Below are 13,957 nucleotides of genomic sequence, written 5' to 3' on the forward strand. Positions count from 1 at the left end.
TCGGATTTGAAATTCAAAGTTAATAGAAATAAATTTAAAATTATTTTTTGATTATTTTTGATAACTACTATTATGATTAAAAAAACCGAACACTGTCTTTTGTGCGAAAACCAAAAACATAATTTTGAAAATGGGGTGTATTGTGGCTTGACGGATAAGAAACCTGATTTTGAAAAAACTTGTAATCTGATTAAATTCGGAAACGCTTTGGAAGACAGTATTTTAGAAAAAAATGTTGAACTTCGCTTAGTTGAGAGAACAAAAGTAGATACCATAGGGCATTTGGTTATTTTTCTTTTAATTGGTTTGTGTGTTGTTTTTTTTGGAAGTTATTTATTAGATATTTTTGGGATTAAATTACTAACTCACAGAGGTGGAGTAAGGGCTGAGGCTTTAATGCCAATGGTTTTTATAGTTCTAATAGGGATTGGCCTCATAGTTTTTGCAGTTGCTCCTGTAAATCTTTATCGCCGAAATTTGAAAGTAGCCAAAACCAATAAAGAAAAATTAGATAAAATTTTGGATGAATATAACCTCACTTATACATTAGACTTGTCACTCCATAAAAAATGGCCAAATGATATTGAAGTAGAACATAAATTAAATGTCAATTCCAAACATCAAAAGGGAAGTCATTTCATAAAATAATAAAATGAATATATCACATAAAACCATTATCACCCTATGTTTACTTTCTTTACTAATTTCAACTTCTTGGGGTCAAGAAACAACTAATGAAATAAGTACTACTAAAGATTTAAACTACCTATTCAAAAGCGGAACGGAAGGTTATAATTGCTTTAGAATTCCCGCCATTGTAACGATCAATAAAGGCACAATATTGGCTTTTGCAGAAGGAAGAAAAAATGGTTGTTCAGATACAGGAAATATTGATTTGGTGATGAAACGTTCAGAAGATAATGGTAAAACTTGGAGCAAATTAATGGTAATTTGGGATGATGGTAATAATGTTTGCGGGAATCCCGCTCCAGTGGTTGATAAAATGACAGGAGCTGTACATTTATTGTCAACTTGGAATTTAGGCGAAGACCATGAAAGTGAAATTATAGCAGGGACAAGCAAAGACACACGACGGATTTTCTCATTGAGTTCCACAGATGATGGGAAAAGCTGGACAACCCCAAAAGAAATTACGACATCGGTTAAAAAAGAGAATTGGACCTGGTACGCCACAGGTCCGGTGCACGGCATTCAGCTAGAGCATGGTAAAAATAAAGGGAGGCTAATTATTCCTTGTGACCATATTGAGGCAGAAACCAAAAAATACTATTCGCATATTATTTATTCCGACGACCACGGTATGACATGGAAATTAGGTGGCAGCACACCTCAAGACCAAGTAAATGAATGCACCATAGCCGAGTTGCCCAATGGCAATTTGATGTTGAACATGCGGAATTACGATCGTACTCAAAAAACGCGAAAAGTTGCCATAAGCAAAGACGGTGGTTTGACTTGGGGTAACATTTACCCAGATGCTAATTTAATAGAGCCTATTTGCCAAGCAAGTATGTTAAAAGTGACCGATAAAAAGAAAACGGTGTTGTATTTTTTAAACCCTGCTAGTGAAGACAAACGTGAAAAAATGACACTCAAAAAGAGTTTAGACAACGGGAAAACGTGGTCAGTTGTTAATATCTTATTTTCTGGCCCATCTGCCTATTCTGATTTAACTTTACTTTCTAATGGTAATTTAGGATGTTTTTATGAAGCTGGAAATGATAATCCTTATCAGGGAATTGTTTTTGAGGTGGTTAAGTTATAGTTATTTGAACAATCTTTTTGAATTATTCCAATGTACATCCATTTCTGCCAAGGTCATTTCAGAAAGCACTTTACCTTCTTTTTTAGCGGCTTCTTCTAAAAACTGAAAACGTTTAATAAATTTTTTATTTGTTTTTTCAAGTGCATTTTCAGGATTTACCTTGATAAATCTGGCATAATTAATTAGCGAGAAAAGCACATCGCCAAATTCACTTTCAATAGTTTCTGTATTCCCTTTTTTAATTTCAGATTCCAGTTCTAAAATTTCTTCTTTTACTTTATCAAAAACCTGATGCGGTTCTTCCCAATCAAAACCAACTCCGGCAACTTTATCTTGAATCCTATTGGCTTTTACTAAAGCAGGTAAGCTTTTAGGAACACCCTCCAAAACACTTTTTTTACCTTCTTTTAGTTTTAGTTTTTCCCAATTTTGTTTGACTTCTTCTTCATTTTTCACATCAATATCACCATAAATATGAGGGTGTCTGCTAATTAATTTTTCAGAAATGGTATTGGCAACATCGGCAATGTCAAAGTCGTTGGATTCGGATCCAATTTTTGCGTAAAAAACAATGTGAAGCAACAAATCGCCTAACTCTTTTTTTATTTCTTGTAGGTCGTTATCGAGTATGGCATCGCCCAGTTCGTAGGTTTCCTCTATGGTCAAATGCCGTAAGGATTGCAGGGTTTGCTTTTTGTCCCAAGGACATTTTTCACGCAACTCGTCCATAATGTCCAATAGACGGTTAAAAGCTGCTAAATGTTCTTTTCTGGGCAAAATTGGTGTATTGGTAAAGCCCCTTTGCCCTTCGGGCATTTCCCCTCAGGGGAAATCATCGGAACTTCATTTTAGAATTAGATTAAACTTTTTATATTCACATTACAAGTTCCCTCCCTTAAGGGGAGGGCTAGGGAAGGGCTTATTCCTCCTCTTCACTTTCCTCTTTAATCGAAGAAAAATCAAATTTATTGGTAGCTAATACATTATACCATTGAACAACTTTTTTAATATTTGAAGCGTAAACTCTTTCCTCGTCATAGTTTGGCAATACTTCACTAAAAAAAGCTTTCAATTTATCATTACTTTCTTTGTGGCTCAATGCCTCTTTATTGCCTAATTTTTCTCCCATGTTTTTTAACACATTTCGTAAAGGCATTTCATCTTCGTAAGTATAAATGGCAATATCGTTTAGCACACTTACATTCTGCATGGCATTTACCGGCATTCTTTTTTTGTCTGTTAAAGATTGTACCAGCAATCCGCCTTTGGTTTGCGATACAATTTCATATAATCCGGGTTTACCGGCTATTGCGACAATTTTCTCTAAGGTCATAAATTTTATTTTTTAGGAAACTTCATTCTGTAATCAACATCAATTTTTCCTTTGCTTATGTTGGTTAATTTCTTTTTTAATAATCTTTTCTTTAGTGATGACAGTTTATCCGTAAATAAAATACCTTCAATATGGTCATATTCGTGCTGCACAACTCTGGCGGCTAATCCGTTAAGGTTTTCAGTATGTTTTTTAAAATTTTCATCAAAATACTCAATTGTCAATTTTTCATTTCTAAAAACATCTTCGTTAATATTGGGAATACTCAAACAGCCTTCGGTAAATGCCCATTCATTACCTTCTTCTGTAGTGATTTTGGCATTTATAAATACTTTTTTAAAACTTTTTAAAAACTCTTGTTCTTCTTTAGGTAATTCGTCGTCTTCACTAAATGGAGAAGTGTCCACAAGAAAAAGGCGAATGGCTTTTCCAATTTGAGGAGCTGCTAAACCTACACCACGAGCGTTTTTCATGGTTTCTTTCATGTTTTCAATCAATTCACTAAGATTTGGGTAATCTTTGTCTATTTCAACTCCTACTTTTCGCAAAACAGGATCTCCGTAAGCTACTATGGGTAATACCATTTGTAAATTTAATTTTTAAGGCTGTAAAGATACGATTGTAAAATAATTGTGGCACTGATTTCGTCAATTAATGCTTTGTTTTGACGTTGTTTTTTTTTGAGGCCACTATCAATCATAGTCTGAAAAGCCATTTTTGAAGTAAAACGTTCATCAATTCTCTTTATCGGAATTTCAGGATATAATTTTATTAACCTATTGATAAATGGGATAATTAAGGCCTCACTTTCCGATACCTGATTATTCATCTGTTTGGGTTCGCCAATCAAAAAAAGTTCGACTTTTTCTGTGCTGAGGTAATCAGCCAAAAAGTCAAAAAATTCATGCGTTGCAACAGTGGTAAGACCAGAAGCGATGAGTTGCAATTCATCGGTAACTGCAATTCCCGTTCTTTTTTTACCATAATCTATTGCTAAAATGCGAGCCATACTAAAGGTTAAATTTTATGCAAAAATAACTTTTCTGTTATAATTTGATAAATTTTGGGTTCATATTAATTAGAGCAATTATATTTGTTGCTAATTTTTAGAGATAATATTAACTATTGAATACGAAAAATGACCGAATTACAACTACATATTGAAGCGGCATGGGATAACCGTGAATTGTTAAAAAAGGAATCCACTCAACAAATTATTAGAGAGGTAATTACTTTATTGGATAAAGGTAAATTACGTGTTGCAGAGCCTATAGCTTCAGGGTGGCAAGTAAACGAGTGGGTTAAAAAAGCAGTGGTACTGTATTTTCCTATACAAAAAATGGAAGTGTTGGAAGCCGGTATTTTTGAATATCACGATAAAATTCCTTTAAAAAGTGGTTATCAAGAAAAAGGGATTCGAGTTGTGCCACATGCAGTTGCACGTCATGGAGCTTACATATCTAGCGGTACTATTTTAATGCCCAGCTATGTGAATATCGGAGCTTATGTAGATGAAGGCACTATGGTCGATACTTGGGCCACAGTGGGTAGTTGTGCTCAAATTGGAAAAAATGTACACTTAAGCGGTGGCGTTGGTATTGGTGGCGTTTTGGAACCGTTACAAGCAGCTCCAGTAATTATTGAAGATAATTGTTTTATAGGTTCTAGATGTATAGTTGTAGAGGGTGTAAGGGTAGAGAAGGAGGCCGTTTTAGGTGCTAATGTAGTATTGACAATGAGTACAAAAATTATTGATGTAACTGGTGATGAACCTGTCATTACAAAAGGTGTTGTTCCTGCAGGATCTGTAGTTATACCCGGTAGTTATACCAAATCGTTTAAGGCAGGAGATTATAATGTACCTTGTGCACTTATTATTGGTAAAAGAAAAGAAAGTACCAATAAGAAAACTTCATTGAACGATGCGTTACGCGAATATGATGTAGCTGTGTAATTTTTAACAAATAGTAAATAATACTTTCCTTGAATTTAATGGTAAACAACGAAGTTGATACTGCACTGAAAATACTAGATAAAGGTGAAGTCTTACTTTACCCAACTGATACCGTTTGGGGAATAGGCTGTGATGCTACTAATGAAGAAGCGGTTTCGAAAATATTTAAAATAAAAAAACGCAGCGAAAGTAAAAGTTTGGTCATCTTGGTTGATAGTTTGGAAATGTTGAAGAACTATGTAGAAACCATTCCTAATAAGGTTTTAGAAATGCTAAAGGATTCAAAAAAACCTACTACAATTATTTACAAAAACCCAATTGGGTTGGCTAAAAATGTTTTTGCCAATGATAATACCGTTGCCATAAGAATTGTACAGCACGAGTTCTGTCAAAAATTGATTGCTAAATTTGGTAAGCCAATCGTTTCCACTTCGGCAAATATTAGCGGAATGTCTACACCCCAATCTTTTAAAGAAATTGATAAATCCGTTTTGGATGCCGTTGATTATGTGGTAAATTTGGATCGCGATAAAACAATGGACAAACCTTCTAGAATTATTAGAATTTTGGAAGATGGGATATTGCAAATTATTCGAGAGTGATAATTTACAACCTTGTCATTCAGAGTGTAGTAAAGCGAAACGAAGAATCTCATTTATTGCTGCATGAATTTAAATAAAAAAGAAATTGAGCAATTATAAACACGCCATTACATCAGAAATTTTTGAAATAATTTCTAAAGCATCCCAATCATTGGGTCTGGAGAGCTACGTGATTGGTGGTTTTGTACGTGATTTTTTATTGGAACGGAACAGCGGAGCAAAAGACATAGATATTGTTACTGTTGGCAGTGGTATTGAGCTGGCAAAAAAGGTGGCAGAATTAGTGCCGAATAATCCAAAAATTCAAATTTTTAAAACCTATGGTACAGCAATGCTTCGATTTGAAGATGTTGAGGTGGAATTTGTTGGTGCACGCAAAGAATCGTATGCCAAAGAGAGTAGAAATCCTGTGGTAGAAGAAGGCACCTTGCAAGACGACCAAAACCGACGTGATTTTACCATAAATGCCATGGCATTGAGTTTAAATAAAGATAATTATGGTGATTTGTTAGATCCGTTTAACGGGACAGAAGATTTGGAAAGCGGAATTATAAAAACGCCTTTAGATCCTGATATTACTTATTCCGATGATCCGTTACGGATGATGAGGGCAATTAGATTTGCTACACAACTGAATTTTACCATTGAGCAAAATTCTTTAAATGCCATTACTAAAAATGCTCATAGAATCGACATTATTACCAAAGAGCGAATTGTTGATGAGTTGCATAAAATTTTATTATCCAAAAAACCCTCTATTGGGTTTAAATTGTTGGAAAAGACAAACTTGTTACAGCGTTTCTTGCCCGAACTGACTGCTTTAAAAGGGGTAGCTGAGGAGAAAGGACAACGCCATAAAGACAATTTTTACCATACGTTGCAGGTTGTAGATAATATTTCGGAACATACCGATAACCTATGGTTACGATGGACAGCACTGTTGCACGATATTGGTAAAGCTCCCACAAAACGTTTTGATAAAAAGCTGGGTTGGACGTTTCACGGTCATGAATTTGTGGGCTCAAAAATGGTGTATAAACTATTTAAACGTTTAAAAATGCCATTGAATGAAAAAATGAAATACGTTCAGAAATTGGTGTTATTAAGTTCTAGACCAGTCATTTTAGCCGAAGATGTAACGGATTCTGCCGTTAGACGTTTAATTTTTGATGCTGGCGAAGACATTGACGATTTAATGACCCATTGCGAAGCCGACATTACTACACAAAACCCAAAAAAGAAAAAACAATACCTCAATAATTTTAAAAGGGTACGCGAAAAAATTGCTGATGTTGAAGAACGCGACCAAGTCCGTAATTTTCAACCGCCCATTACGGGAGAACTAATTATGGAAACCTTTAACCTAAAACCGTGCCGAGAAATAGGCACCTTAAAAGAAGCGATAAAAGAAGCCATTTTAGAAGGCGAAATTAAAAATGAGTATGATGAGGCGTATCAGTTTATGTTAAAAAAAGCAGGGGAAATGGGGTTGGAGCAATAAAATTATTTATGAGCAATAATTTATTTGAATTAACTATTGGAGCAGTACTCATTCTTACAGGAATAATTTTCCTGTATTTATTATTTCTTAGTATTTATATTAATTACAAAATAAATACTTGGAACTCTATTAATGGAAAAATATTAGTTTCTAATTTATCGAAAAAAGTAAAGCGATATTCAATTGATTTAGATGATTACGGAGATTCAACAGAAATAGCCTACACGAACAAAGTTATTTTTGAATTCGAAATTGAGAATTGTACTTATGTTTCTGATAGATTATATTATTTGAATTTTAATAAGTGGTTTTTAACCAATAAATTTAAAAAAAGCTTAGCTGAAAAGTATATAATAGGCAAAGAAGTTAAAGTATATTATAATCCGAAAGAAATTGAGAAAGCATTTCTAGTTCAAAAAACACCAATAACTATTTTACTTTCTTATTCTTTATTGAGCATTTTAGGAGGATTATTTTTTATGTTTTGGTAGTTCATAAAAATAAACTTACTCCACCACAATCCCATACTGCTGTAATAACCCAATTAGCCCATCATTAGAAAATTTAGCTCCTTTAATATAGTTTTGTTCAGGGTTTAGGGCATAATTATAGGCTGTAGTAAAATCAGCTCTTTCAATATTGGTTTGGTCAAAAATTGCATTTTCAAAGTTGCAATTGCTAAAATTCCCATCGCTTACATCGGCTTGTGTAAAATCAACTTCTTGTAAGTTACAATCAATAAATTTTGGGTTTCGGAATGTTCGGTTATAGAAAGAGGAGAAGTTTAATTGACAGCCTTCAAAACTCACCATACAGGTAAACTTATCAGCTTTATCAAAGGCCAAACCCAATAATTTACAGTTTTTAAACTGCACTTCATTAAAAACGGTATCGTAAATTTTAGCGGAACTTAAATCGCAATCAAAAAATTCGCAATCTTCAAACGTAATTGATGATAAATCGGAATAACTAAAAATACAATCTCTAAATGTACACGCTACATATTCGTCTTTCGGTAAGGGTTCTTTGGTGTAATTTACTTTTTTGAAAGTTTTATTCTCAATCATTCGTCATTTTTTAAATAAAAACTTTATGAACTTAAATCTTCAACAACTACACAATTGAATAAATCCACAATTTAACAGCACTATTTCAATATATTCCTCGCAATAACCACCTTTTGAATTTCTGTGGTGCCTTCGCCAATAGTACAAAGTTTTGAATCTCTATAAAATTTTTCTACCGGAAATTCTTTGCTGTAACCATAACCACCATGAATTTGAACCGCTTCATTGGCAGCTTTTACACACACTTCCGAAGCGTACATTTTTGCCATAGCACCAGCTGTTGTAACACTTTTTCCTGCATTTTTTAACGAAGCCGCTTTATGTAACAGGAGTTCTGAGGCTTCTATTTCCGTGGCCATATCTGCTAATTTAAAAGAAATGCCCTGAAACTTGCTTATGGGCTTTCCAAACTGAACACGTTCTTTTGAGTATTTTAAGGAGGCTTCATAAGATCCTTTGGCAATGCCTAAGCTTAAAGCTCCGATTGATATTCTACCTCCATCCAACACTTTTAAGGCCTGTATAAATCCATCACCCTCATTGCCCAACAATTTGTCTTTGTGTACACGACAATTGTCAAAAATAAGTTCTGCGGTTTCTGAAGCTCGCATACCTAATTTATCTTCTTTTTTACCCGATGTAAACCCTTTTGTACCTTTTTCTATAACAAAGGCTGACATTCCGTGGCTATCTCCTTTTTCGCCAGTTCTGGCAATTACTACGGCTACATCTCCGCTAATACCGTGTGTTATAAAGTTTTTTGCTCCGTTTAGTACGTAATAATCGCCATCTTTGGTTGCGGTAGTGTTCATGCCGCCGGCATCAGAGCCTGTATTGTGTTCGGTAAGTCCCCATGCACCAATCCATTCGGCTGAAGCTAATTTGGGCAACCACTTTTTCTTTTGGGCTTCGTTACCAAAATAATAAATATGGCCACTGCACAGTGAATTATGTGCGGCAACCGATAAACCAATAGAAGGATCTACCTTGGAGATTTCTTCGATTATGGCAATGTATTCATGGTAGCCAAAACCTGACCCACCGTACTCTTCGGGAATAAAAACGCTCATAAAGCCCATTTCACCCGCTTTTTTAAATAGGGAAATAGGAAAGGTTTGAGCCTCGTCCCATTCCATTATATATGGACGGATATATTTCTCAGCAAATTCTTTGGCTGCTTCAGCTATATGTTTTTGTTCTTCAGAATATTCAAAATTCATCATAAAAGTATAATCGTGTAATTGTTTAACTGTTTAATCGGGATTCAATAAACGTCTATCTAAAACCGATTAACGAGCTTCCAAATATAACGCTATTCTATCAAATTTATCTAAGGGAAAGTCGGGTATTTTTTTGAGTTCTTCCAACGATTGAATTTCAGCAACTTCGTCACGATATTCAAATATCTTTTTTGTTAACTCGTAATCAATGTAAATGATTGATAGTACTTCTTTGAAAGAGGCGGTATTTACATTTATTTTTTTGATAGTTGGGTTGGAAAGTACTTTATATTTTGCCAACACTTTATCGGCTATTTCTTTATCCAGATAATACACTTCGTACAATTGTTGGTTTATTGAAAATCCGCCTAACTTGGTTCTATAGCTAACAATACGTTGCGACAGCTTTTCACCTATTCCATTAATAGATTGTAATTCTTCTGCAGTAGCTGTGTTCAAATCGCGAATTTCAACTGGTTTTTCAGGTGCTTTAGTTGTCGGTTTATTACTTTTTTCTTGAGCCTGAAACATATTATTCTCCCATTTTTTTGAGTTCTTTTTAGGGTTTGTTACCCAATCTGGAAATTTAAAATACGGAGAAATTACATCCAATAAACTGTCCGAAATTTTTGTGATTTCTTGAAACTCTTTTGCGGAGTTTACAAATTTTCCATCAGCCCTGTGTTTTAAAATCCTATCGATTTCTTCAGTGGTCATACCTAACTGATAGCCTTTAAAATCGGTTATAAAACTTGGGTTGAATGGGTAAATTTTTGGAATTGATTTTTCCTCATTCTCTACTATCTTAATTTGCTTTAAAGAATCAATCTTTTCTTGTATTTTACTGATTTCAATTTCATTGGGAGCAGTATCATTTCCAAGCATTGGAATGACAAAAAAATAAATAAGTTGCAAGAGAATAATGATTAAGGCCAAAAAGAAAATCCCATTCCGTTGGCTTTTATTAAACCAGAAATGGGATTTCATATTTACTTGATTTTATAAATTAACTAGCCTTATCAGCTTTTATTGCACCTACATACTTTTTCAATTCTTCTTTTACTCTAGGGAACAGCAGTAATAGTCCAATCATATTTGGAAAAACTAAAGCTAATATCATTGCATCAGAGAATTTTATAACGGCATCTAAAGTAGCAGCAGCACCAATAACAACAAATACTAAGAATAATATTTTGTAAACAATATCAGCAGTTTTACCTTTTCCAAAAAGATACTTCCATGATTGCAATCCGTAATAGGACCAAGATATCATTGTAGAAAATGCAAATAATACAATGGCAATGGTTAGTACATAAGAAAAGTGAGGTATAACGGCATCAAAAGCTCTAGATGTTAAATCAACACCCCCTAAGCTTTCACCCGTACCATTTAAAATTACATTACTACCATCAACAGCACCATAGGCAAAAACACTTTGCATGTTAGCCCCATCAATATTAAAAAAGATAATTACTAATGCTGTCATTGTACAAATAACAACAGTATCAATAAAAGGTTCTAAAAGAGCAACAACACCTTCCGAAGCTGCATAATTAGTTTTAACGGCCGAGTGAGCAATCGCTGCAGAACCAGCACCAGCTTCATTTGAAAAAGCAGCACGCTGAAAACCAACAATAAGTACTCCAATAAAACCACCTACACCAGCCATTGGTGTGAATGCACCATTAAAAATTAATCCAAAGGCATCATCAATATATTGATAGTTAGCAAATATTATAATTAAAGCGGCCAATACATATATACCCGCCATAAAGGGAACAATTTTTTCCGTAATACTAGCAATTCTTTTAATACCACCAATAATTACAATACCTACAAGAACTGCTAAGATAATTCCTATAATAAATCCTGTAGCTCCACCTTCAAGTCCCATTAATGAAGAAAGTTGTACTGTTGCTTGATTAGATTGGAAAGCATTACCACCACCAAAAGAAGCACCAACACATAAGATAGCAAAAAGACCACCGAGTACTTTTCCTAAACCACCCATTTTCTTTTCTTTAAGTGCTTTTGATAAGTAATACATTGGTCCACCGTGTACAGTTCCATCAGCATCTACATCTCTATATTTTACACCAAGGGTACACTCCACAAATTTTGTTGACATTCCTATCAAACCACAAACTATCATCCAGAAAGTTGCACCTGGACCACCTAGTGCAATTGCTACTGCAACACCAGCTATATTACCTAAACCAACTGTACCAGAAACAGCTGTTGCCAATGCTTGAAAATGCGAAACCTCTCCATGATTACCTTCATCTCTAATTGTATTTGGTATATCACCGTCAACTAAATCCATGTCAGTTTTTTCGACACCTCTATTTTCAATTTCATCATATTTTCCTCTAACCGTATTAATGGCTAATGGAAATTTAGTAATACTTGGAAATTTAAAATAGATAGTAAAAAATGAAGCACCCAACACTAAAAGGATTACCACAAAAGGGACATTGTATTCACCAATGGGTACGGTAGTTAAAACCAAATTTTCCCACCAAACGGCCTTGGGCATAAACCAATCGTTAATACGTTCGTCTAGCCCTTTTTCTTGGGCAAATATTGCTATTGGAGTCAGAAATAATAGTAAACTTAGTAACTTTTTATTCATAATAAAAGGAGTTGATTTTTTAATTTTTATGTTGCAATATCATAAAAAAAATGGAGTTAATGAAAGTTTTGTGACTAAATATTGAATTAATCTTACTTTATTGTTTTTTAAAATCATAAAAAATGATTACCTTTTACCGTAATTTTAAAACTATACGTCAAAAATAACTATGAGTAAAAAAACATTAGTAATAGGTGCTTCAATCAAACCCAGCAGATACGCTTACATAGCGATAAAAAGATTACTTGATAAGAATTATGAGGTTAAAGCAATAGGCTCAAAGCAGGGGTTAATTGGTATAGTGAGAATTGAAACCGGTAAACCTCCATACAAAGATATTGACACTGTTACATTGTATTTGAACCCTGAACGACAAGCGGAGTATTACGATTATATTATTTCATTACAACCCAAGCGTGTTATTTTTAATCCGGGTACAGAAAATCCAGAGCTTGTCAAATTGCTAAATAAAAACAATATTGAAGCAGAAATAGCTTGTACGTTAGTCTTACTGTCGATAGATGAGTATTAATTTTGATGAGCAATTATCAATTCATCAGGTACTTTACTGTCTATTTTAATTATCTTACCTGCTTTAGCAAGAATTACATTTTCGAAAACAGTTTTAGCTTCTTGTTTAAAAAGTTCAATATCATTATATCTACTCGAATAATGACCAAGTATCAATTGTCCCACATTCGCTTTTCTTGCAATTTTGCCAGCTTCTTCAGCAGTAGAGTGTTTAGTGGTAAGTGCGGTTTCTTGCCTGTCCTTTAAAAAAGTAGCTTCATGGTAAAGCAAGTCCACATTTTTTATTATTGAAGTAATCTCTGGCTTGTAAACGGTGTCGCTACAAAAAGCATAGCTCAAAGATTTATTAGGATTAAATGTAAGTTTATGGTTTTCAATAACTTGCCCATCATCTTTTATAAAATCTTTACCATCTTTTAAGTTTTGATAATCGCAAATTTCAATTTCAGAATTTTCTTTAATTGCTTCAATATTCAGTTTTCGTTCCCCGATTTTTTCTTTAAATAAAAAACCATTGGTATAAACGCGATGCTCTAGAGGAATAGTATATACTTCCACCTCATCGTCTTCAAAAATAAGTTCGCTTTTATCGCTTTGAAGTTCATGATAGACAATGTCAAACTGTGGCCAAGAATTGCTTGTCCGCAATTGTAAGGTTATAATTTCCTTGAGTCCAATTGGAGCATAAATATGCAAATCGTTTTTACGATTTAAAAGTCCAAAGGTTGAAATAAGCCCAATTAAACCAAAAAAATGATCTCCGTGTAAATGTGAGATAAAAATGTTGTCTATAGTAGAGAACTTGATTTTGTACTTTCTAAGTTGCACCTGTGTCCCTTCACCACAATCAATTAAAAACCGCCTATTATTAATTTCTAAATACTGTGACGTTGGATGAGCAAAAGTTCTCGGCGTAGCCGAATGGCAACCTAATATGGTCAAGCTTATACTCATTTAATAACAATCCGTTTCGATTTAATTTCGGTATTGGTTTTAATTGAATAAATATAAATTCCTGAATCTAGCTTGTCTCGGTAGAACGGAATAGAATTGGCACCAACTTTAGTGGTGTATTTTTGTGAATATACCACATTGCCTATTAGGTCTTTTACCGAAAATTCTATTTCAAAAACAGCAACTGCTTTGAATTTAATTTTCGTTGTAACGCTAAAAGGATTTGGTGAGGCAACAATTTCTTTTACGACAGTAACCGAATCTGGGGTAGAGCCGCTTTTTTCTTGCTGTTGTGCTACAACCGCTGAAGAAAATGAAACCAATAAAATAAATAAGAGTAGTTTTTTTACCATAAGCTATTTAAAGTTTTTCCCATA

The 13,957-nt window shown here is 34.0% G+C and carries 17 protein-coding genes; 7 read left to right on the plus strand and 10 right to left on the minus strand.

Features of this window, described 5'->3' with window-relative positions:
• Nucleotides 1-72: 72 nt before the first annotated feature.
• Nucleotides 73-648, plus strand: a complete 576-nt coding sequence (locus U5A88_RS03175; RefSeq protein ID WP_354203708.1) for a hypothetical protein — start codon at nt 73-75, stop codon at nt 646-648.
• Between the two features lie 4 nt (nt 649-652).
• Nucleotides 653-1,786 carry a sialidase family protein gene (locus U5A88_RS03180; RefSeq protein WP_354203710.1) on the plus strand — a complete coding sequence of 378 codons (1,134 nt, stop codon included), beginning with the start codon at nt 653-655 and terminating at the stop codon, nt 1,784-1,786.
• Here U5A88_RS03180 and mazG read toward each other — a convergent pair whose 3' ends face one another.
• The 4 genes from mazG to ruvX form a co-directional block, all read right to left on the minus strand.
• The gene (mazG, locus tag U5A88_RS03185) at nt 1,787-2,602 is read right to left on the minus strand and encodes a nucleoside triphosphate pyrophosphohydrolase (protein WP_451962857.1); all 816 of its coding nucleotides are present in this window, start codon (nt 2,600-2,602) and stop codon (nt 1,787-1,789) included.
• 103 nt (nt 2,603-2,705) lie between these two features.
• Nucleotides 2,706-3,119, minus strand: a complete 414-nt coding sequence (locus U5A88_RS03190) for a DUF5606 family protein (protein WP_354203711.1) — start codon at nt 3,117-3,119, stop codon at nt 2,706-2,708.
• A gap of 5 nt (nt 3,120-3,124) precedes the next feature.
• Nucleotides 3,125-3,703: a peptide deformylase gene (def, locus tag U5A88_RS03195; protein ID WP_354203713.1), complete on the minus strand. Its 579-nt coding sequence runs from the start codon at nt 3,701-3,703 to the stop codon at nt 3,125-3,127.
• Nucleotides 3,704-3,711: 8 nt separating this feature from the next.
• On the minus strand, nt 3,712-4,128 hold the full coding sequence (gene ruvX / locus U5A88_RS03200; protein WP_354203715.1) for a Holliday junction resolvase RuvX: 417 nt from the start codon (nt 4,126-4,128) through the stop codon (nt 3,712-3,714).
• A 129-nt stretch (nt 4,129-4,257) separates the two neighbouring features.
• Between ruvX and U5A88_RS03205 the strand changes: the two genes are divergently transcribed.
• The 4 genes from U5A88_RS03205 (at nt 4,258) to U5A88_RS03220 (ending at nt 7,667) form a co-directional block, all read left to right on the plus strand.
• Nucleotides 4,258-5,073 (plus strand): 2,3,4,5-tetrahydropyridine-2,6-dicarboxylate N-succinyltransferase, encoded by an 816-nt coding sequence (locus U5A88_RS03205; RefSeq protein ID WP_354203717.1) that lies wholly within the window; start codon nt 4,258-4,260, stop codon nt 5,071-5,073.
• A 38-nt stretch (nt 5,074-5,111) separates the two neighbouring features.
• The gene (locus U5A88_RS03210; RefSeq protein WP_354203719.1) at nt 5,112-5,675 is read left to right on the plus strand and encodes an L-threonylcarbamoyladenylate synthase; all 564 of its coding nucleotides are present in this window, start codon (nt 5,112-5,114) and stop codon (nt 5,673-5,675) included.
• 85 nt (nt 5,676-5,760) lie between these two features.
• A complete protein-coding gene (locus tag U5A88_RS03215; RefSeq protein WP_354203721.1) occupies nt 5,761-7,176 on the plus strand; it encodes a CCA tRNA nucleotidyltransferase in 1,416 nt (471 codons plus the stop codon).
• 8 nt (nt 7,177-7,184) lie between these two features.
• Nucleotides 7,185-7,667: a DUF3592 domain-containing protein gene (locus tag U5A88_RS03220; protein ID WP_354203723.1), complete on the plus strand. Its 483-nt coding sequence runs from the start codon at nt 7,185-7,187 to the stop codon at nt 7,665-7,667.
• Nucleotides 7,668-7,682: 15 nt separating this feature from the next.
• Here U5A88_RS03220 and U5A88_RS03225 read toward each other — a convergent pair whose 3' ends face one another.
• The 4 genes from U5A88_RS03225 to U5A88_RS03240 form a co-directional block, all read right to left on the minus strand.
• A complete protein-coding gene (locus U5A88_RS03225) occupies nt 7,683-8,243 on the minus strand; it encodes a pentapeptide repeat-containing protein (protein WP_354203724.1) in 561 nt (186 codons plus the stop codon).
• Between the two features lie 80 nt (nt 8,244-8,323).
• Nucleotides 8,324-9,463, minus strand: coding sequence for an acyl-CoA dehydrogenase family protein (locus U5A88_RS03230; protein WP_354208123.1), 1,140 nt, complete (start codon nt 9,461-9,463; stop codon nt 8,324-8,326).
• 69 nt (nt 9,464-9,532) lie between these two features.
• Nucleotides 9,533-10,450 (minus strand): ComEA family DNA-binding protein, encoded by a 918-nt coding sequence (locus U5A88_RS03235; protein WP_354203726.1) that lies wholly within the window; start codon nt 10,448-10,450, stop codon nt 9,533-9,535.
• A 19-nt stretch (nt 10,451-10,469) separates the two neighbouring features.
• Nucleotides 10,470-12,095, minus strand: a complete 1,626-nt coding sequence (locus U5A88_RS03240; protein WP_354203728.1) for an alanine/glycine:cation symporter family protein — start codon at nt 12,093-12,095, stop codon at nt 10,470-10,472.
• A gap of 169 nt (nt 12,096-12,264) precedes the next feature.
• On the opposite strand from U5A88_RS03240, the gene U5A88_RS03245 reads away from it, so the two are divergent.
• Nucleotides 12,265-12,627: a CoA-binding protein gene (locus tag U5A88_RS03245; RefSeq protein ID WP_354203730.1), complete on the plus strand. Its 363-nt coding sequence runs from the start codon at nt 12,265-12,267 to the stop codon at nt 12,625-12,627.
• On the opposite strand, the gene U5A88_RS03250 is transcribed toward U5A88_RS03245, so the two are convergent.
• The gene (locus U5A88_RS03250) at nt 12,624-13,580 is read right to left on the minus strand and encodes a ribonuclease Z (RefSeq protein ID WP_354203732.1); all 957 of its coding nucleotides are present in this window, start codon (nt 13,578-13,580) and stop codon (nt 12,624-12,626) included. The two genes, U5A88_RS03245 and U5A88_RS03250, sit on opposite strands and share 4 nt — an antisense overlap.
• The gene (locus U5A88_RS03255) at nt 13,577-13,933 is read right to left on the minus strand and encodes a T9SS type A sorting domain-containing protein (RefSeq protein ID WP_354203733.1); all 357 of its coding nucleotides are present in this window, start codon (nt 13,931-13,933) and stop codon (nt 13,577-13,579) included. The genes U5A88_RS03250 and U5A88_RS03255 overlap by 4 nt, the downstream gene beginning before the upstream one ends.
• Nucleotides 13,934-13,957: the final 24 nt, after the last annotated feature.

The organism is Aureibaculum sp. 2308TA14-22 (assembly GCF_040538665.1).
In the GTDB taxonomy this organism is placed as follows: domain Bacteria; phylum Bacteroidota; class Bacteroidia; order Flavobacteriales; family Flavobacteriaceae; genus Aureibaculum.

Excerpts from the sequence above, each read along its gene's own strand:
- U5A88_RS03245 (WP_354203730.1), top strand. The coding sequence starts at position 12,265 with ATGAGTAAAAAAACATTAGTAATAGGTGCTTCAATCAAACCCAGCAGA.
- U5A88_RS03235 (WP_354203726.1), bottom strand. The coding sequence starts at position 10,450 with ATGAAATCCCATTTCTGGTTTAATAAAAGCCAACGGAATGGGATTTTC.
- ruvX (WP_354203715.1), bottom strand. The coding sequence starts at position 4,128 with ATGGCTCGCATTTTAGCAATAGATTATGGTAAAAAAAGAACGGGAATT.
- U5A88_RS03205 (WP_354203717.1), top strand. The coding sequence starts at position 4,258 with ATGACCGAATTACAACTACATATTGAAGCGGCATGGGATAACCGTGAA.
- U5A88_RS03250 (WP_354203732.1), bottom strand. The coding sequence starts at position 13,580 with ATGAGTATAAGCTTGACCATATTAGGTTGCCATTCGGCTACGCCGAGA.
- U5A88_RS03210 (WP_354203719.1), top strand. The coding sequence starts at position 5,112 with ATGGTAAACAACGAAGTTGATACTGCACTGAAAATACTAGATAAAGGT.
- U5A88_RS03220 (WP_354203723.1), top strand. The coding sequence starts at position 7,185 with ATGAGCAATAATTTATTTGAATTAACTATTGGAGCAGTACTCATTCTT.
- U5A88_RS03240 (WP_354203728.1), bottom strand. The coding sequence starts at position 12,095 with ATGAATAAAAAGTTACTAAGTTTACTATTATTTCTGACTCCAATAGCA.
- mazG (WP_451962857.1), bottom strand. The coding sequence starts at position 2,602 with ATGCCCGAAGGGCAAAGGGGCTTTACCAATACACCAATTTTGCCCAGA.
- U5A88_RS03175 (WP_354203708.1), top strand. The coding sequence starts at position 73 with ATGATTAAAAAAACCGAACACTGTCTTTTGTGCGAAAACCAAAAACAT.
- U5A88_RS03190 (WP_354203711.1), bottom strand. The coding sequence starts at position 3,119 with ATGACCTTAGAGAAAATTGTCGCAATAGCCGGTAAACCCGGATTATAT.
- U5A88_RS03180 (WP_354203710.1), top strand. The coding sequence starts at position 653 with ATGAATATATCACATAAAACCATTATCACCCTATGTTTACTTTCTTTA.
- U5A88_RS03225 (WP_354203724.1), bottom strand. The coding sequence starts at position 8,243 with ATGATTGAGAATAAAACTTTCAAAAAAGTAAATTACACCAAAGAACCC.
- U5A88_RS03255 (WP_354203733.1), bottom strand. The coding sequence starts at position 13,933 with ATGGTAAAAAAACTACTCTTATTTATTTTATTGGTTTCATTTTCTTCA.
- def (WP_354203713.1), bottom strand. The coding sequence starts at position 3,703 with ATGGTATTACCCATAGTAGCTTACGGAGATCCTGTTTTGCGAAAAGTA.
- U5A88_RS03230 (WP_354208123.1), bottom strand. The coding sequence starts at position 9,463 with ATGAATTTTGAATATTCTGAAGAACAAAAACATATAGCTGAAGCAGCC.